We start from the raw sequence: 17266 nt of genomic DNA on the forward strand, positions 1-17266 counted from the left end.
CGCCAGGGCGTCATGGCTGGCATCCATGCCCGCCCGCGCGCTACATGGCGCGATTGCCGTTACGCGTTAACTTGCCAGCGTATGTTCCTGCATCTGCGCCATCAGTTCGCGGATCCAGCTCATGCGCAGTTTGCGCTCGGCCAAATCGCGCGTGAACTTCAGGCGCGTCGGGCCATCCAGCCGCCACTGCTGCGGGTCCTGCTGCAGCAGGCCAATCAGCCAGGCGGGATCCACCTTGTTTTTCTCGGCAAACTCGATAAAACCGCCTTTCTCGCTGGCTTCGATACGGCGCACGCCGAGCTGCTGCGCGGTGAGGCGCAGCGCGGCGATATCCAGCAGGTTGCGCGCCGGATCGGGCAGGCTGCCGAAGCGGTCGCTCAGCTCGACTTTCAAATCGTCCAGCTCGCGGCTCTCGTCCGCGCTGGCAATGCGCTTGTAAAAGGAGAGACGGGTATTAACATCGGGGATAAAATCGTCCGGCAGCAGCGCTGGCATACGCAGCTCAATATCGGTCTGATGGCTGGTGAGATCTTCCAGCGACGGCTCGCGGCCCTCTTTCAGCGCATCGACGGCGTTCTCCAGCAGCTCCATATAGAGCGAAAAGCCGATGCTTTCCATCTGGCCGCTCTGATCTTCGCCCAGCAGTTCGCCCGCGCCGCGGATCTCCAGATCGTGCGTCGCCAGCGCAAAGCCGGCGCCTAAATCCTCCAGGGAGGCGATCGCCTCCAGACGCTTATGGGCGTCGGTAGTCATCGCTTTCGGCGGCGGCGTCAGCAGCCAGGCATACGCCTGATGGTGCGAACGGCCGACGCGTCCGCGCAGCTGGTGCAGCTGCGCCAGACCGAAGTGATCGGCACGCTCGATAATAATGGTGTTGGCGGTCGGGATATCGATGCCGGTTTCAATAATGGTGGTGCAGACCAGCACGTTGAAACGCTGATGATGGAAATCGTTCATCACCCGTTCCAGATCGCGCTCGCGCATCTGGCCGTGACCGATGGCGATACGCGCCTCCGGCACCAGCTCCGCCAGCCGTTGCGCCGCTTTTTCAATATTCTCCACGTCGTTATAGAGATAGTAGACCTGGCCGCCGCGCAAGATTTCACGCAGGATCGCCTCGCGCACCACCAGATTGTCATATTCGCGTACAAAGGTTTTCACCGCCAGACGGCGCGCGGGCGGGGTGGCGATAATCGATAGATCGCGCATGCCGCTCATCGCCATATTCAGCGTACGCGGGATGGGGGTGGCGGTCAGCGTCAGGATATCGACATCGGCGCGCATCGCTTTGATGCGCTCCTTGTGGCGTACACCGAAGCGATGCTCCTCATCGACAATCAGCAGCCCCAGATCGCGCCATTTCAAATCGCTCATCAACAGCTTGTGCGTACCGATCAGAATATCGATTTTCCCTTCGCTTGCCTGCTCCAGTACCTGCGCCTGCTCTTTGGCGCTGCGGAAACGAGAAAGCATCTCAATGCGCACCGGCCAGTTGGCGAAGCGATCGCGGAAGTTGTCGTAGTGCTGCTGCGCCAGCAGGGTGGTGGGCACCAGTACCGCCACCTGCTTGTTGTTTTCCACTGCGAGGAAGGCGGCGCGCATCGCCACTTCGGTTTTGCCGAAGCCGACGTCGCCGCATACCAGACGATCCATCGCCAGCGGCTCGCACATATCGCTCATCACTGCCTGAATCGCCTGCGCCTGATCCGGGGTGGTCTCAAACGGGAAGCTGTCGCAGAACAGCTGATACTGCTCGCGGTCATATTTAAAGGCGTAGCCCTGCTTGGCGGCGCGCTGCGCGTAGATATCCAGCAGCTCCGCCGCCACGTCGCGCACTTTCTCCGCCGCCTTCTGACGCGCGCGCGACCAGGTATCGCTGCCCAGCTTGTGCAGTGGGGCGTTCTCATCCGCGCCGCCGGCGTAGCGGCTGATCAGATGCAGCGAAGAGACCGGCACGTAAAGTTTGGCGTCGTTGGCGTAGGCCAGCATCAGATATTCCGCTTTGATGCCGCCTGCCTCCAGCGTCGTCAGGCCGATATAGCGCCCCACGCCATGCTCCAGATGCACCACCGGCTGACCGGGATGCAGCTCCGCCAGGTTGCGGATCAGTACGTCGGGGTTGATGGTGCGGCGCGTCTCCTGGCGGCGGCGCGTGACGCGTTCGCCCAGCAGATCGCCTTCGCAAATCAGCGCACGCTGGCGCAGATTATCAATAAAGCCGCGCTCGCTGGCGCCGATCATCAGGTAGTGGCCCGGTTCGGCCGCCTCGTCGAAGCGTTGAATGTTTTTCGGCTGCAGCTTGATGCGCGCCAGCAGCTCCTGCAGCGCCTCGCGGCGGCCCTCGCTTTCGACCGAGAAGATCACCGCGCCGTGAAAGCTCTCCAGGAAGCGGCGCAAATTATCGAGCGGCGCCTTCGCCTGCGGCTCTACCGCCAGCGCCGGCAGCGGCTGATAATCAAGGTTGGTGTTGGCCGCTTTGTCCGGCAGCGCCTCGCTGTTCATGCGCACGCGCGGCCACTGCTTCAGCTCGGCGAACAGTTGATCGGTGCGCAGCCATAAGGTTTCCGGCGGCAGCAGCGGACGCATCGGATCGACGCGGCGGTTTTCAAAGCGCGCAAGAATATCCTGCCAGAAGCGGTCGGCGCTGGCCTCCAGATCGCCGGTGCTGACCACCAGCGTGTCGCGCGGCAGGTAGCTGAACAGCGGCACCAGCGGCTGTTCGAAAAACAGCGGCTGCCAATATTCGATGCCGGCCGGCAGCGTGCCCTTGCTCACCTGCTGATAGACATGCTCCGGCTCGCGCAGCACATCGAACTGCTCGCGCCACTGGCTGCGGAACAGCTCGATGGCGGCTTTGTCGGTAGGAAATTCGTGGGCGGGCAGCAGGTTAATCGCCTCCACCTCTTCCAGCGTGCGCTGGCTGTCGACATCGAACAGACGCAGGCTGTCGATCTCGTCATCGAAAAAGTCGATGCGGTAAGGCTGTTCGCTGCCCATCGGAAAGAGATCCAGCAGCGCGCCGCGCGTGGCATATTCGCCATGCTCCATCACCTGATCGACGTGACGATAGCCCGCCTGCTCCAGCTGCGCGCGCAGCCTGTCGCGTGACAGCTGCTGCCCTTTATGCATCACCAGCGCATGGCCGTGCAGAAAATCGTGCGGGCAGTAGCGCTGCATCAGCGTATTCACCGGCAGGATCAGCACGCCGCGCGTCAGCGTCGGCAGGCGATACAGCGTGGAAAGGCGCGATGAGATGATGTCCTGATGCGGAGAGAAGCTGTCGAACGGCAGCGTTTCCCAGTCGGCCAGGCTGATGACCGGCTGGCGGGTAAACTGTTGGATCTCATCCTGCAGCCGCAGCGAGGTTTGCATATCGGGCGCAACCAGCATTACCAGCCCCGGGTGACGCTCCGCCATCTCCGCGCATTCGACGGCGCAGGCGGCGCCGGTGAGCTGACCCAGCTGGCGTTGATCGGCTGCCGCGGCGGGCAGGGCATAGCGAATCTGTTCAGGCATAGTCGTTTCGACGTTCTCTCTGTTATTTCAGGGGCGTAATCATTCCACAGAACAGGGCACGGATCATCTGCTGAGGCGTGCTTTTTACCTCAGCGGCATCAACAGACGCAACGGCCCAATTTGGCGCGCAGCGGCTCAGGAAGCGGGGCGCGGCAGATGATACGGGCGATCGCCGCTGTCATCGCCGGGGATCAGCTCCTTCTCCGCGTGCAGGCTCCAGGTGCCGTCATCCCAGCGTACATGGTAGCTGGCGGGAAAATTCCCCTGGCAAAACACCGCCGTCACCTCGCCGCGGATCTCCCCGGAGTGATGTTTGACAATCGCGCCTTTTGCATACTTACTCATAAGCGGCTCCGGTGCCAGCGGCACGGCTGATTGACCACCTTAACCCTTTAAATAGTCAGGGCCAGTATAGTGCAGATTGGCGCGGGAGCGAGGAAGGCGGCTTCGTCTGATGCTTTTTCCGGCAGCTGACGAGTGCTGAAAAATTCTGACGCATCTTTAGCGTTAACTCGGCGGGGTAAAGGTTCCATAAAGCAGGCGGCTCCTTTATCATCCTGACTACTTTTGCTTTTGCCACGCATAGATGGATCTCATGTATCAACCTGTCGCGTTATTTATCGGTCTGCGTTATATGCGCGGACGTGCCGCAGACCGCTTCGGCCGGTTTGTTTCCTGGCTTTCCACCATTGGCATTACCCTTGGCGTGCTGGCGTTGGTCACCGTGCTGTCAGTGATGAACGGCTTCGAGCGCGAGCTGGAAGGCAACATCCTTGGGCTGATGCCGCAGGCGCTGATCGCCGGCGAAAAGGGCTCGCTCAATCCGCAGCAGCATCCCGCCAGCGAACTTAAGCTGCAGGGCGTGCAGCGCATTGCGCCGCTCACCACCGGCGATGTCGTGCTGCAAAGCGCGCGCAGCGTGGCGGTGGGCGTCATGCTCGGCGTCCAGCCGGACGAGGCGGACCCGCTGACCCCTTATCTGGTGAATGTGCAGCAGCAGGCGCTGCAGCCTAATCAGTACAACATTATTCTCGGCGAGCAGCTGGCCGCCCAGCTGGGCGTCAAGCGCGGCGATCAGCTGCGCCTGATGGTGCCTTCCGCCAGCCAGTTTACCCCGATGGGCCGCCTGCCCAGCCAGCGTCTGTTCAACGTGATCGGCACCTTCGCCGCCAACAGCGAGGTGGACGGCTATCAAATGCTGGTGAACCAGCAGGATGCCTCGCGCCTGATGCGCTATCCGGCGGGCAATATCACCGGCTGGCGCCTGTGGCTTGATAAGCCGCTGGCGGTGGACAGCACCAGCCAGCAGGCGCTGCCGCAGGGGCTGGTGTGGAAAGACTGGCGCGACCGCAAGGGCGATCTGTTCCAGGCGGTGCGCATGGAAAAGAACATGATGGGGCTGCTGCTGAGCCTGATCATCGCCGTGGCGGCGTTTAACATCATCACCTCGCTGGGCCTGCTGATCATGGAGAAGCAGGGCGAAGTGGCGATCCTGCAAACCCAGGGGCTGACGCGCCGCCAGATTATGCTGGTGTTTATGGTGCAGGGCGCCAGCGCCGGCATTATCGGCGCGCTGCTTGGCGCGCTGCTCGGCGTGCTGCTGGCCAGCCAGCTTAATAACCTGATGCCTGTGATCGGCATCTTCCTCGACGGCGCCGCGCTGCCGGTCGATATCTCTTTCTGGCAGGTGATCGCCATTGCGCTGACCGCGATGGCGCTGGCGCTGCTCTCGACGCTTTATCCATCCTGGCGCGCCGCCGCCGTACAACCCGCTGAGGCTTTACGCTATGAGTGATTCAATTCTGTTGCAGTGTGACCAGCTGTGCAAACGCTATCAGGAAGGGAGCGTGCAGACAGACGTGTTACGCGACGTCAGTTTCACCATGCGGCCCGGCGAAATGATGGCGATTGTCGGCAGCTCCGGCTCCGGCAAAAGCACCCTGTTGCACCTGCTGGGCGGGCTGGATGCGCCCACCTCCGGCGACGTGTTGTTTAACGGCCGCGCCCTGAGCAGCATGAGTTCCGCGCAGAAAGCGGAGCTGCGCAACCGCGAGCTGGGCTTTATCTATCAGTTTCACCACCTGCTGCCCGACTTTACCGCGCTGGAAAACGTGGCGATGCCGCTGCTGATCGGCAAAAAAGGCAAGCAGGAGGCGCAGGATCGCGCGATGGCGATGCTGAGCGCCGTCGGCCTGGCGAAACGCGCCGCGCACCGTCCCTCTGAGCTTTCCGGCGGCGAACGCCAGCGCGTAGCGATTGCGCGCGCGCTGGTCAACAATCCCCGCCTGGTAATGGCCGACGAGCCGACCGGTAACCTTGACGCGCGTAACGCCGACGCCATTTTCGATCTGCTGGGCGAACTGAACGTGCGTCAGGGCACCGCGTTTCTGGTGGTGACGCACGACCTGCATCTGGCGAAGCGTCTTCCCGCGCAGCGTGAAATGCGCGACGGCCAGCTGAGTGACCACGTCACGCTGGCGGGAGCGTTGTAATGGCCTCTCTCTCCTTACTGTTGGCGACGCGCTTTAGCGGCGGACGGCGGCGCGGCGGCATGGTGTCGCTGATCTCGGTTATCTCTACGCTGGGCATTGCGCTTGGCGTGGCGGTGCTGATTATCGGCCTCAGCGCGATGAACGGCTTCGAGCGCGAGCTGAACAACCGCATTCTGGCGGTCGTGCCGCACGGCGAAATCGAGCCGGTCGACGGCCAGCTGGCGGAGTGGCGCACACTGCTGCCGCGCATGACCCAGGTACCGGGCATCGCCGCCGCCGCGCCCTATATCAACTTTACCGGGCTGGTGGAGAGCGGGGCGAAGCTGCAGGCGATCCAGGTTAAAGGGGTCGACCCGGCGCTGGAAACACAGCTCAGCGCGCTGCCGCAGTTTGTGCAAAATAATGCCTGGTCCCGTTTTAGCGCCGGCAAGCAGCAGATTATTATCGGCAGCGGCGTGGCGAAATCATTAGGCATTCGCCAGGGCGACTGGCTGACGATCATGATCCCTAACAGCGATGGTCAGAACAAGCTGCTGCAGCCGAAGCGTATTCGCCTGCAGGTCAGCGGCATTCTGCAGCTGAGCGGCATGCTCGATCACAGCCTGGCGCTGGTGCCGCTGGCCGACGCGCAGCAGTATCTTGAGATGGCCGACAAGGTCACCGGCATCGCGCTGAAGATGAACGATCCCTTTAACGCGGTGAAACTGGTGCGCGACGCCGGCGAGGTGACACGCGCCTACGTCTATATCCGCAGCTGGATCGGCACCTACGGCTATATGTACCGCGATATTCAGATGATCCGCGCCATTATGTATCTGGCAATGGTGCTGGTGATCGGCGTCGCCTGTTTTAATATCGTCTCCACGTTAGTGATGGCGGTGAAGGATAAAAGCAGCGATATCGCCGTGCTGCGTACGCTGGGGGCGAAAGATGGCCTGATCCGCGCCATCTTCGTCTGGTACGGGCTGCGCGCCGGGCTGCTGGGCAGCCTGAGCGGCGTGGTGGTAGGGGTGCTGGCGGCGCTGAACCTGACGCGGCTGATCCGCGGGCTGGAACAGCTGACCGGACATCATTTTCTGTCCGGCGACATCTACTTTATCGATTTCCTGCCGTCGGAGCTGCACTGGCTTGACGTGGCCTCGGTGCTGGCGACCGCGATCGTGCTGAGCCTGGTGGCCAGCTGGTATCCGGCGCGGCGAGCCAGCCGCATCGATCCGGCGCGGGTGTTGAGCGGACAGTGACGGCGTGACGGGGGATCCGATGTTCTATGGTTTCGACATGGGCGGCAGTAAAATCGCGCTCGGCGTCTATGACGCGCAGCGTCGGCAGGTATGGAGCAAACGCGTCGCCACGCCGCGCGACGACTACGCGCAGCTGCTGGCGGCCTTTCGTGACCTGACGGCGGAGGCGGACGCCTTCACCGGCGGGCGCGGCAGCGTCGGCGTCGGCGTGCCGGGGCTGATCGATCCTGAGGATGGCACGCTGTTTACCGCCAACGTGCCGGCGGCGCGCAGGCAGGCGCTGGGGCGCGATCTGAGCCGGCTGCTGGGACGCGAAGTGCGCGTTGATAACGACGCCAACTGCTTCGCCCTTTCCGAAGCCTGGGACGACGAGTTTCAGGCCTATCCGGTGGTGCTGGGGCTGATCCTTGGCACCGGGGTCGGTGGCGGGTTGGTCGTGGAGGGCAAGCCGGTTTCCGGCCGCAACTTCGTTACCGGCGAAATGGGCCATATGCGTCTGCCGATCGACGCGCTGACGGTGCTGGGCCAGGATATTCCGCTGCCCCAGTGCGGCTGCGGCAAGTACGGCTGTATTGAACGGTTTCTCTCGGGCCAGGGGTTCGCCTGGCTGTTTCGCCATTTTTATCAGCAGACGCTCAGTGCCGAAGCGATCGCCGCGCGCTATTATCAGGGCGATCGGCAGGCGCAGGCGCATACCGCGCGCTTCCGCGCGCTGCTGGCGGTTTGTCTCGGCAACCTGCTGACGCTGATCGATCCGCACCTGGTGGTACTGGGCGGCGGATTATCCAATTTCGATGCGCTTTATGACGGGCTGGCGGAGGAGGTGAAACCGCACCTGCTGCCGGTCGCCAGGCCGCCGCGTTTTGCCCGCGCCCGTCATGGAGACGCAGGGGGAATGCGCGGCGCCGCATTCCTGCATCTCAGGTAACCAAAGGAGTTTTTATGCGCACACCCCGTCGCCGTTTACGCATCGCGCGCTTTCGTAAAACCCGGCGCAAAATGCACCAGCGTTTCCGGCAGCGTATTTTTGAACGCGATCGTAATGCTGAGCTGGCGGCGCGCCCCCAGCCGCGGGTGGTGGTGCTGACCGGCGCCGGCATTTCCGCCGAGTCGGGCATTCGCACTTTCCGCGCCGATGATGGACTGTGGGAAGAGCATCGCATCGAGGATGTCGCCACGCCGGAAGGGTTCGCCCGCGATCCGGCGCTGGTGCAGGCGTTTTACAATGCGCGCCGCCGTCAGCTGCAGCAGCCGGAGATCCAGCCCAATGCCGCGCATCTGGCGCTGGCGGAGCTGGAGTCGGTGCTGGGCGATAATTTTCTGCTGGTGACGCAGAATATCGATAACCTGCATGAGCGCGCCGGCAACGAGCGCGTACTGCATATGCACGGCGAGCTGCTGAAGGTGCGCTGTGAAATGAGCGGCCAGGTACTGGCGTGGACCGGCGACCTCAATGCCGACGATCGCTGCCACTGCTGTCAGTTCCCGGCGCGCCTGCGCCCGCACGTGGTTTGGTTCGGTGAGATGCCGCTCGGCATGGATGAGATCTATCAGGCGATTGCGCAGGCGGACTATTTCCTCGCCATTGGCACCTCCGGCCATGTCTATCCGGCGGCCGGCTTCGTGCATGAAGCGAAGCTGCAGGGCGTACATACCGTCGAGCTGAATCTGGAGCCAAGCCAGGTGGGCAACCAGTTTGCGGAAAAGCACTACGGGCTGGCGAGCGAAGTGGTGCCCGCATGGGTAGAGAAGTTTCAGAAAGGGCTTTATCGTCTGCTCTGAGCCGATGTGGCGATAAAAAAGGCGACCTCAGGGTCGCCTTTTTTGCGCGGGTGCCTTAACGGCCCGCTTTCAGCTTCTGGAACAGCATCTCATACTGCACGCTGGCGTCGCCGACGTCATCCTGCCACTCGCCGTTTTTGATCACCGCTTCCGACGGGTAGAGCGAGGCATCGTTGGCTACGCTTGGCGGCAGCCGTTTTTTCGCCGCCAGGTTCGGCGTCGGATAGCCGATGGTTTCCGCTACCTGCGCCGCCACTTCCGGACGCAGCAGGAAGTTAATCAGCTTCAGCGCACCCTCTTTGTTTTTCGCGTTGGCCGGGATCGCCAGACTGTCCATCCAGAAGATGCCGCCTTCTTTCGGCCAGACGATCTCCAGCGGCGTGCCCGCCTGGCGCGCCACGTAAGCGGAGCCGTTCCAGATCATCCCGAGGTTGACTTCGCCTTCCATAAACGGATTGCCCGGGTTATCGGAGTTAAACGCCAGCACGTTCGGCATCAGCTTTTTCAGCTCTTCATAGGCGGCGTTGATCTCTTTGGCGTCGCGGGTGTTGCCGGAGTAGCCGAGCTTGCGCAGCGCCATCTGAAACACTTCGCGCGCGTCATCGGTCAGCAGCAGGCTCTGCTTATATTCCGGCTTCCAGAGATCGCGCCAGGCGGTAACGCTTTTGGCGTCCAGCGCGTCGGTATTGACGCCGATGGCGGTGGCGCCCCAGATATAAGGGATCGAATAGTCGTTATTCGGATCGAACGGTTTATTCAGCAAATTCGGATCGAGATTACTGAAGTTCGACAGCTTGCTCTTGTCGATCTTCTGGATCATTCCTTCGTTGCGCATTTTCGCCACGAAATAGGTAGAAGGCACCACCAGATCGTAGGCGCCGTCCTTGTAGGTTTTCAGCTTGGCGTACATGCTTTCGTTCGACTCATAGGTGGAGTAGATCACCTTGATGCCGGTCTCTTTGGTAAACTGCTCCAGCAGCCCCGGCGGCACATACTCCGTCCAGTTGTAGAAATAAAGCGTTTTGCCGTCGTCTGCGGCCTGCGCGCTCTGTAAGCCTAACGCCAGCGCCCCAGCCGCCAGCCAGTAACCCCATTTCTTCATCGCCTTTCCTCTATTTTGTTTTATCGCGCAGCAACAGCTGGCTGCCGGCCACCAGCAGCAGCGACAGCACCATCAGGATTGTCGCCAGCGCGTTCACCTCCGGCGAGACGCCGACCTTTACCATCGAGTAAATCTTCAACGGCAGGATCTCAAAGCCCGGGCCGGTGACGAAGGAGGAGACCACCACATCGTCCATCGACAGGGTAAAGCTGAGCAGCCAGCCCGCCGCTACCGCCGGCATCGCCAGCGGCAGAATAATTTTACGCAAAATGGTCACTTCGCTGGCCCCGAGATCGCGCGCCGCCTCCAGCATCCGTACATCAAACCCCTTCAGGCGAGAATAGACGGTGATCACCACAAACGGCAGGCAGAAGGTGATATGCGATACCAGCAGCGACCAGAAGCCCAGCGAGATGCCCAGCAGCATAAACAGCACCAGCAGTGAAATCGCCATCACGATATCGGGCGACATCATCACCACAAACAGCATGCCGCTGACGAACGGCTTGCCGCGAAACCGGTAGCGATAGAGCGCCACTGCCGTCAGCGCGCCGATCAGCGTGGCGAAGGTAGCGGAAAGCACCCCCATAATCAGCGAGTGCTTCGCTGCCTGGATCAGGCTATCGTTGTTCATCAACAGCGCATACCACTGGGTGCTGAAGCCCTGCCAGTTAATGCCGAAACGCGAAGCGTTAAAGGAGTTGACGATCAAAATTACGATCGGAATATACAGCCAGGCGTAAATGAGAAACATAAAGCCGCTGCGTAAAGTTTTGCCCATTATTCCAGCTCCACTTTCTTATTCAGCATGCGCGCCGCACGCCAGTAGAAAAGCAGCATCAGCCCCATCACCAGCGTCAGGACAATACTGGTGGCGGCGCCGAACGGCCAGTCGCGGATATTGAGGAACTGGCTCTTGATCACGTTGCCGATCAGCAGATTTTTTGCGCCGCCCATCAGATCGGCGACGAAGAACAGCCCCATCGCCGGCAGCAGCACCAGCAGGCAGCCGGCGACGATGCCCGGCATGGTCAGCGGCAGAATAATGCGCCAGAAGGTTTGCAGCTTGCTGGCACCAAGATCGCGCGCCGCCTCCAGGCAGGGCTTGTCCAGTTTCTCAAGGCTGGAGTAGAGCGGCATCACCATAAAGGGCAGCAGGATATAGACCAGCCCCAGCACCACCGCTTCCGAGGTATACATGATGCGGAAAGGCTTATCGATAAGGCCGAGCCACAGCAGAAACTCATTCAGCCAGCCGCGGGTGCTGAGGAAAATTTTCAGGCCGTAAATGCGGATCAGCGAGTTAGTCCAGAAGGGGACAATCAGCAGAAACAGCATCACCGGACGCACGCGCGCCGGCAGCTTTGTCAGGCACCAGGCGAAGGGATAGCCCAGGAGCAGGCAGCAGAGCGTGGCGATCAGCGCCATATTCAGTGAATGCAGCAGCACCGTGGCGTAGAGCGGATCGAGCAGCCGGGTGTAGTTATCGACGGTCAGCGCCATGCGGACGAAGTTGGCATCGTCACGCGTCAGGAAACTGGTGGCGATAATCATCAGGTTCGGCAAAAAGACAAACAGCACCAGCCAGCCGACGATCAGCGTGATAATCGTTTTCTGGAAACGGTTACGCATTATTTTCATCAGGCAGCACCACCTCCCAGCTTTCAACCCAGGTAATTGCCATTTTCTGATCCAGCGAGTGGTCAAAATCGGGGTCATCCTCGTTAAAGAATTCGCTGACGGTGACCAGTTTGCCGTTTTCCAGCTCGACGGTGGATTCCAGCGTCATACCTTTATAGTTGCGCTCACGCACAAAGCCCACCAGCCCGTCGGCGGCTGCGCTGTCGTGGATCTCCTCTACGCGCAGATCCTCCGGGCGCAGCAGCACGTGCAGCTTCTGGCCGGGCGTCACCGGGAAGGGCACCAGGAGATCGCATTCGCGGCCTTCCACCCGCGCACGCACGCGGCGATCCGCCAGCAGCGCGACCACTTCCGCGTCAAACACATTGATCTCGCCGATAAAGCGCGCCACGAACAGGTTCGCCGGCTCTTCATAGATTTCACGCGGCGAGCCGTCCTGCTCGATGCGTCCGTCGCGCAGCACCACGATGCGATCGGACATGCTGAGCGCCTCTTCCTGATCGTGCGTCACGAACACGAAGGTGATGCCCAGCTTGCGCTGTAACGCCTTTAACTCGTTCTGCATCTGCTTGCGCAGCTTATAGTCGAGCGCCGAAAGGGATTCATCCAGCAGCAGCACCTTCGGACGGTTGACCACCGCGCGCGCAATCGCCACGCGCTGCTGCTGACCGCCGCTAAGCTGATGCGGACGGCGGTCGGCGAAGCTCTCCAGCTGCACCATCGCCAGCGCCTCGTTGACGCGGGCAGTGATTTCCGCCGCCGGGGTTTTCTGCATGCGCAGGCCGAAGGCGACGTTTTCAAACACTGTCATATGCGGAAACAGCGCGTAGCTCTGAAACACGGTATTGACGTGACGATGCTCCGCCGGCGTTTCGGTAATGGTTTCGCCGTCGAGAATAATCTCGCCGCTGTCGGTCTCTTCAAGCCCGGCGATCAGGCGCAAAATGGTGGTTTTGCCGCAGCCGGAGGGGCGAGCAGGGTAATAAACTCGCCGTGGTGTATGGTCAGGTCAAAGTCGGCAATAATTTCTTTGCCGTCAAAAGCTTTACTGATGCCAGAAAGCGTAACCAGCGCCGTTTGTGCGCGTGTTTGCGTCATTTTAGTCACTCAGCCCGAAGTTATCGGCAGTCAGGGCTGCCTGTATGTAATAGAGCGCGATCGCTACGGTCGACCGGCCGCAAAGTCAGGGGCGCGATGATACCTGAAAACCGCATGATTTCCATGCTCGCAAGCCAATAACCGCTATTTACCCGGATAAAAACGCGCATTCTCTTTTTGCGCACTACGCTTTAACAGTATGACCTGACGCAATATGTTGGCGGAGCAGGCTTCCCATAATAGCTCACGGCCATTGAGAGAGAAGAAAGATGACAACGCTACTCGACCGGTTTTTACACTATGTTTCGTTTGATACGCAGTCGCGCCCCATGCGCGACAGGTTCCCAGCACAGAAGGGCAGTGGACGCTGGCGAAAGTGCTGCAGGAAGAGCTGATCGCGCTCGGGCTGGAAGAGGTCACGCTGAGCGAACACTGCTGCGTAACGGCGACGCTGCCGGCTAACATCGACCACCCGGCGCCTACCATCGGCTTTATTTCCCATGTCGATACCTCGCCCGATTTTACCGGCAAGCATGTCAATCCGCAGATTGTCGAAAACTACCGCGGCGGCGATATCGCGCTCGGCGTCGGCGAGGAGATCCTGTCGCCGGTGATGTTCCCGGTGCTGCATCAGCTGACCGGCCACACGCTGATCACCACCGACGGCAAAACGCTGCTCGGCGCCGATGATAAAGCGGGGGTGGCGGAGATCATGACCGCCCTGGCGCGGCTGGCGCAGGGCGATATCCCGCACGGCAAAATTCGCGTCGCCTTTACCCCCGATGAAGAGGTCGGGCGCGGCACCGAGCATTTCGACGTGGCGGCGTTCGGCGCCGACTGGGCCTACACCATCGACGGCAGCGGCCTTGGCGAATTTCAGTTCGAAAACTTCAACGCCGCTTCGGTGACGGTGAAGATCGTCGGCAACAATGTGCATCCCGGCACGGCGAAAGGGGTGATGGTCAACGCGCTCGATCTGGCGATGCGCTTTCACGCCGAGGTGCCCGCCACCGAAAAACCGCAGTTCACCAGCGGCTACGAGGGCTTTTACCACCTCAACAATATTAAAGGCTCGGTGGAGCGTGCCGAGATGAACTATATCGTGCGTGATTTCGATCGCGACAGCTTCGAGGCGCGCAAGCAGAAGCTGATCGATATCTCCCGCCGCGTGGGCAAAGGGCTGAACCCGGACTGCTATGTCGACGTCACGATTGAAGACAGCTACTACAACATGCGCGAGATCGTCGAGGCGCATCCGCACAGTATCGATCTGGCGCTGCAGGCGATGCGCGAATGCGACGTGGAGCCGGACGTTAAACCGATTCGCGGCGGCACTGACGGCGCCTGGCTCTCTTTTAAAGGCTTGCCCTGCCCGAATATCTTTACCGGCGGCTATAACTACCATGGCAAACATGAGTTCGCCTCGCTGAACATTATGGAGAAGACGGTAGAGGTGATTGTCGGCATCGCCCGGCTGGCTGCGGTGAACGCCGGCAAGCAATAATTGAACGCCAAAGGTAGCCAGAGGGCGCGAAGAAAGAACTGAACGGCAGAAGCAGCCGAAGGGCGCGAAGCAAGATGGAACGCCCGAGGTCGCAGAAGGGCGGGAAGCAAGACGGAACGCCCGAAGGTCGCAGAAGGGCGGGAAGCAAGACGGAATGCCCGAAGATCGCAGAAGGGCGGGAAGCAAGATGGAGCGCCCGAGGTCGCTGAAAGGCGGCTGGCGTAGCGCCAGCCGCTAAGGCGATTACTCTTCGTTAAAGAACCAGTATCCGCTGTTGACCAGCCCCGCCAGCTGCGCGAGGAAAGCGGGATCGTCGATGGCCGTCGCGAAATCATTCAGGCCCAGCGTCTGCTTATCGGCAAGAACGTTCAGCGCGGCCGGATGGGCCGATTCCAGCTGCTCGCCGTTAATAAACACCGCTTCGCCGATTTTCAGCACCCGCAGGCCGCCGAGGCGCGTCAGCCGGTCACCCTGCTGCAGCGCGTCATAAATTTCATCAGGCTGGTAAGGCGGCTCCGGCGGCGCGACATCCAGCTCATGGCGCGACTGCGAGATAAACTCGCCGAACCACTGGCGGAACTGCTCCGGCTGATCGATCACCTCCAGCATCAGCTGACGGATGCCGGCGATCTCTTCAGGCAGAATGTCGGCCGGGCAATCGCGCGCGGCGATCTGCGGATCGCTGTAGCGGCGGCTGCCCAGTTCGCGCGCCAGCACGAAATCGGCGAAGCCGCTGATCAGCTCGCGGCCGCTGGGGGCGCGGAAGCCGACAGAGTAGTTAAGCGCGTTTTCCAGCGAATAGCCTTCATGCGGGAAGCCCGGCGGAATATAGAGAATATCGCCCGGCTCCATCTCTTCATCGATAATCGCGTCGAACGGCTCGACCTGCAGCAGGTCAGGGTGCGGACAGTGCTGTTTCAGCGGCGTCTTGTCGCCCACGCGCCAGCGTCGGCGGCCGGCGCCCTGAATAATAAAGACATCATACTGATCGAGATGCGGGCCGACGCCGCCGCCCGGCACCGAGAAGGAGATCATCAGATCGTCGATGCGCCAGTCCGGCAGAAAACGGAACGGGCGCATCAGCGCCGCGCACGGCTCGTGCCAGTGGTTAACTGCCTGCACCAGCAGCGACCAGTTATGCTCGCCGAGGTGATCGTAGCTTTCAAACGGGCCGTGGCTCACCTGCCATTTACCGTCCTGCTGGCTCACCAGTCGGCTGTCCACTTCACTCTCCATCGCCAGCCCCGCCAGTTCGTCCGGCGAGATAGGGTCGATAAAGTTTTTGAAGCCGCGTTTCAGGATCACCGGACGCTTTTGCCAGTAATTGTGTAAAAAATCGGTCCAGTTAAGATCGAGCTGATAATCCATAAGGTTGTCCAGTTCAGGCGAGAAATTGCAGCAAGTATAACAGCGGCAGCGCGGTTCTACTCAAGGTTATGTTCCACTTCCTGGCGCTGAAAAATCACTTTCATTCGGGCGCCGCCCAGCGCGCTGGTGCCCGCTTCGATATCACCCGCGTACTGCTCCAGAATATCGCGCGCCACCGCCAGCCCCAGCCCCTGACCGGGGCGCAGCGTATCGGCGCGCTGGCCGCGCAGAAAGATCAGCTCGCGTTTGCTTTCGGGAATGCCGGGGCCGTCGTCCTCCACCAGCAGCAACAGGCTGGAATCGGTCTGGCGCGCGCTGATTTCCACAAACTCTAGGCAATATTTGCAGGCGTTATCCAGCACGTTGCCCATCACTTCCATAAAGTCGTTCTGATCGCCAACAAAGGTGATCTCCGGCGAGACATCCAGCGACAGGGAGACGCCTTTGCGCTGATACACTTTATTCAGCGCCGAACAGAGGCTGTCCAGCAGCGCGGAAACCGAATGCAGCTCGCGCTTCAGTGGATTGTGATCCGCCTGCATGCTGGCGCGATGCAGGTAGTAGCCAATCTGCTGTGAGATGCGGCTGATCTGCTCCAGCATGATCGGCTCCGCCTGCTCGACCGAGAGGTTTTTGCCGCCGCGCAGCGATCGCAGGGTGCTTTGCAGCACCGCCAGCGGCGTTTTCAGGCTGTGGGTAAGATCGGAGAGCGTGGTACGGTAGCGCGTGTAGCGCTGACGCTCATTTTCCAGCAGCAGGTTGAGGTTGCGCACCAGGCTGCGCAGCTCTTGCGGCGGATTGGGATCGAGCGCCTCGCGCTGGCTGCTTTCCAGCTCGCGGATCTGGCTGGCCAGCGTACCGATAGGGCGCAGGCTCCAGTGCGCCGCCAGCCACAGCAGCGGGATCACCAGCAGCAGATTGACCAGCAGCACATAGCTAAACCATGACCAGACCACGTCAGAGTGCTGCAGCTCCTGCGGAATCGAATCGACCACCACCACGGTCAGCGCCGGCAGCGTGGTGGTCGCGTCGTAACGGTTGACCGCCACCGAGTGGGTAAAGGTGCCGTCACCGTTATCATCGTAGGCGTGCAGCTTATTCTGTGCCGCCTGGTCGTCGCCGAGCGCCTCGCGGCTGGTCTGATTATTGGTGTCGATTTCGTAGAAATCAGGCTTTCTTAGCCAGTCCGGATTGATCTTATGACGGATCTCCGGCACGTCGCGCTGCTGCCATAGCAGCCGGCCGCGCTCATCGTAGATAAATACCAGCGTCGGCGAGTTGAGCGTCATCTGCTCCGGCTGGGCGATGGTCAGCTGATTGTTTTTCCACTGGGCGAGGGTATAGAACAGGTTGCTTTCGCCACGCATCACGCGATAAGTCGTCTTATCGAAGCTGACGATATAGCCAACCACGGCGACCATGCCGTAAGAGAGGGAAAGCACCAGCACCACGGCGGCGGTCGCCAGCAGAAAGCGGGCGCGCAGTGAAAAAGGGCGTTGGCTTTGCAGGAAGCGCATCAGGG

The 17266-nt window shown here is 60.9% G+C and carries 13 protein-coding genes and 2 pseudogenes; 6 read left to right on the top strand and 9 right to left on the bottom strand.

Going from position 1 to position 17266, the window contains the following annotated elements; translation table 11 throughout:
- Window positions 1-66: 66 nt before the first annotated feature.
- The 3 genes from mfd to C2E15_RS21300 form a co-directional block, all read right to left on the bottom strand.
- Window positions 67-3516 (bottom strand): transcription-repair coupling factor, encoded by a 3450-nt coding sequence (gene mfd, locus C2E15_RS08425; RefSeq protein WP_104956970.1) that lies wholly within the window; start codon window positions 3514-3516, stop codon window positions 67-69.
- 135 nt (window positions 3517-3651) lie between these two features.
- Complete coding sequence (locus tag C2E15_RS08430) at window positions 3652-3861, bottom strand: hypothetical protein (RefSeq protein ID WP_104956971.1); 210 nt, start codon at window positions 3859-3861, stop codon at window positions 3652-3654.
- Between the two features lie 47 nt (window positions 3862-3908).
- Window positions 3909-4100 carry a hypothetical protein gene (locus C2E15_RS21300; protein ID WP_146108536.1) on the bottom strand — a complete coding sequence of 64 codons (192 nt, stop codon included), beginning with the start codon at window positions 4098-4100 and terminating at the stop codon, window positions 3909-3911.
- 11 nt (window positions 4101-4111) lie between these two features.
- Here C2E15_RS21300 and lolC point away from each other — a divergent pair, with 11 nt between their 5' ends.
- The 5 genes from lolC to cobB are packed head-to-tail and all read left to right on the top strand — an operon-like array spanning window position 4112 to window position 9031.
- Window positions 4112-5311 carry a lipoprotein-releasing ABC transporter permease subunit LolC gene (gene lolC / locus C2E15_RS08435; RefSeq protein WP_104956972.1) on the top strand — a complete coding sequence of 400 codons (1200 nt, stop codon included), beginning with the start codon at window positions 4112-4114 and terminating at the stop codon, window positions 5309-5311.
- On the top strand, window positions 5304-6008 hold the full coding sequence (gene lolD, locus C2E15_RS08440; RefSeq protein WP_104956973.1) for a lipoprotein-releasing ABC transporter ATP-binding protein LolD: 705 nt from the start codon (window positions 5304-5306) through the stop codon (window positions 6006-6008). The genes lolC and lolD overlap by 8 nt, the downstream gene beginning before the upstream one ends.
- On the top strand, window positions 6008-7249 hold the full coding sequence (gene lolE, locus C2E15_RS08445) for a lipoprotein-releasing ABC transporter permease subunit LolE (RefSeq protein WP_104956974.1): 1242 nt from the start codon (window positions 6008-6010) through the stop codon (window positions 7247-7249). The genes lolD and lolE overlap by 1 nt, the downstream gene beginning before the upstream one ends.
- A gap of 19 nt (window positions 7250-7268) precedes the next feature.
- A complete protein-coding gene (nagK, locus tag C2E15_RS08450; protein WP_104956975.1) occupies window positions 7269-8177 on the top strand; it encodes an N-acetylglucosamine kinase in 909 nt (302 codons plus the stop codon).
- 14 nt (window positions 8178-8191) lie between these two features.
- Window positions 8192-9031 carry a Sir2 family NAD+-dependent deacetylase gene (cobB, locus tag C2E15_RS08455; protein ID WP_104956976.1) on the top strand — a complete coding sequence of 280 codons (840 nt, stop codon included), beginning with the start codon at window positions 8192-8194 and terminating at the stop codon, window positions 9029-9031.
- A 55-nt stretch (window positions 9032-9086) separates the two neighbouring features.
- Here the strand turns inward: cobB and potD are convergent, their stop codons facing one another.
- From potD to potA, 4 genes and pseudogenes are all read right to left on the bottom strand, one after another.
- On the bottom strand, window positions 9087-10133 hold the full coding sequence (gene potD, locus C2E15_RS08460; RefSeq protein ID WP_104956977.1) for a spermidine/putrescine ABC transporter substrate-binding protein PotD: 1047 nt from the start codon (window positions 10131-10133) through the stop codon (window positions 9087-9089).
- 10 nt (window positions 10134-10143) lie between these two features.
- On the bottom strand, window positions 10144-10917 hold the full coding sequence (gene potC, locus C2E15_RS08465; RefSeq protein ID WP_104956978.1) for a spermidine/putrescine ABC transporter permease PotC: 774 nt from the start codon (window positions 10915-10917) through the stop codon (window positions 10144-10146).
- The gene (potB, locus tag C2E15_RS08470) at window positions 10914-11774 is read right to left on the bottom strand and encodes a spermidine/putrescine ABC transporter permease PotB (RefSeq protein WP_104956979.1); all 861 of its coding nucleotides are present in this window, start codon (window positions 11772-11774) and stop codon (window positions 10914-10916) included. Before potB ends, potC begins: the two co-directional genes overlap by 4 nt.
- Window positions 11758-12872: pseudogene (potA, locus tag C2E15_RS08475) on the bottom strand (spermidine/putrescine ABC transporter ATP-binding protein PotA). The gene potB and the pseudogene potA overlap by 17 nt, the downstream one beginning before the upstream one ends.
- Window positions 12873-13141: 269 nt before the next feature.
- Between potA and pepT the strand changes: the two are divergent.
- Window positions 13142-14376 (top strand): annotated as a pseudogene (pepT, locus tag C2E15_RS08480) (peptidase T).
- Between the two features lie 243 nt (window positions 14377-14619).
- On the opposite strand, the gene C2E15_RS08485 reads toward pepT, so the two are convergent.
- Together C2E15_RS08485 and phoQ are read right to left on the bottom strand one after the other, a co-directional pair.
- A complete protein-coding gene (locus C2E15_RS08485; RefSeq protein WP_104956980.1) occupies window positions 14620-15744 on the bottom strand; it encodes a ribosomal protein uL16 3-hydroxylase in 1125 nt (374 codons plus the stop codon).
- Between the two features lie 56 nt (window positions 15745-15800).
- Window positions 15801-17261, bottom strand: coding sequence for a two-component system sensor histidine kinase PhoQ (gene phoQ / locus C2E15_RS08490; protein ID WP_104956981.1), 1461 nt, complete (start codon window positions 17259-17261; stop codon window positions 15801-15803).
- Between the last annotated feature and the right edge of the window lie 5 nt (window positions 17262-17266).

It is taken from the genome of Mixta gaviniae (genome assembly GCF_002953195.1).
In the GTDB taxonomy this organism is placed as follows: Bacteria; Pseudomonadota; Gammaproteobacteria; order Enterobacterales; family Enterobacteriaceae; genus Mixta; species Mixta gaviniae.

Coding starts and splice junctions, on each gene's coding strand:
- lolD (WP_104956973.1), top strand. CDS start 5,304: ATGAGTGATTCAATTCTGTTGCAGTGTGACCAGCTGTGCAAACGCTAT.
- nagK (WP_104956975.1), top strand. CDS start 7,269: ATGTTCTATGGTTTCGACATGGGCGGCAGTAAAATCGCGCTCGGCGTC.
- mfd (WP_104956970.1), bottom strand. CDS start 3,516: ATGCCTGAACAGATTCGCTATGCCCTGCCCGCCGCGGCAGCCGATCAA.
- potB (WP_104956979.1), bottom strand. CDS start 11,774: ATGAAAATAATGCGTAACCGTTTCCAGAAAACGATTATCACGCTGATC.
- lolE (WP_104956974.1), top strand. CDS start 6,008: ATGGCCTCTCTCTCCTTACTGTTGGCGACGCGCTTTAGCGGCGGACGG.
- C2E15_RS21300 (WP_146108536.1), bottom strand. CDS start 4,100: ATGCGTGGCAAAAGCAAAAGTAGTCAGGATGATAAAGGAGCCGCCTGC.
- potD (WP_104956977.1), bottom strand. CDS start 10,133: ATGAAGAAATGGGGTTACTGGCTGGCGGCTGGGGCGCTGGCGTTAGGC.
- cobB (WP_104956976.1), top strand. CDS start 8,192: ATGCGCACACCCCGTCGCCGTTTACGCATCGCGCGCTTTCGTAAAACC.
- C2E15_RS08430 (WP_104956971.1), bottom strand. CDS start 3,861: ATGAGTAAGTATGCAAAAGGCGCGATTGTCAAACATCACTCCGGGGAG.
- phoQ (WP_104956981.1), bottom strand. CDS start 17,261: ATGCGCTTCCTGCAAAGCCAACGCCCTTTTTCACTGCGCGCCCGCTTT.
- lolC (WP_104956972.1), top strand. CDS start 4,112: ATGTATCAACCTGTCGCGTTATTTATCGGTCTGCGTTATATGCGCGGA.
- C2E15_RS08485 (WP_104956980.1), bottom strand. CDS start 15,744: ATGGATTATCAGCTCGATCTTAACTGGACCGATTTTTTACACAATTAC.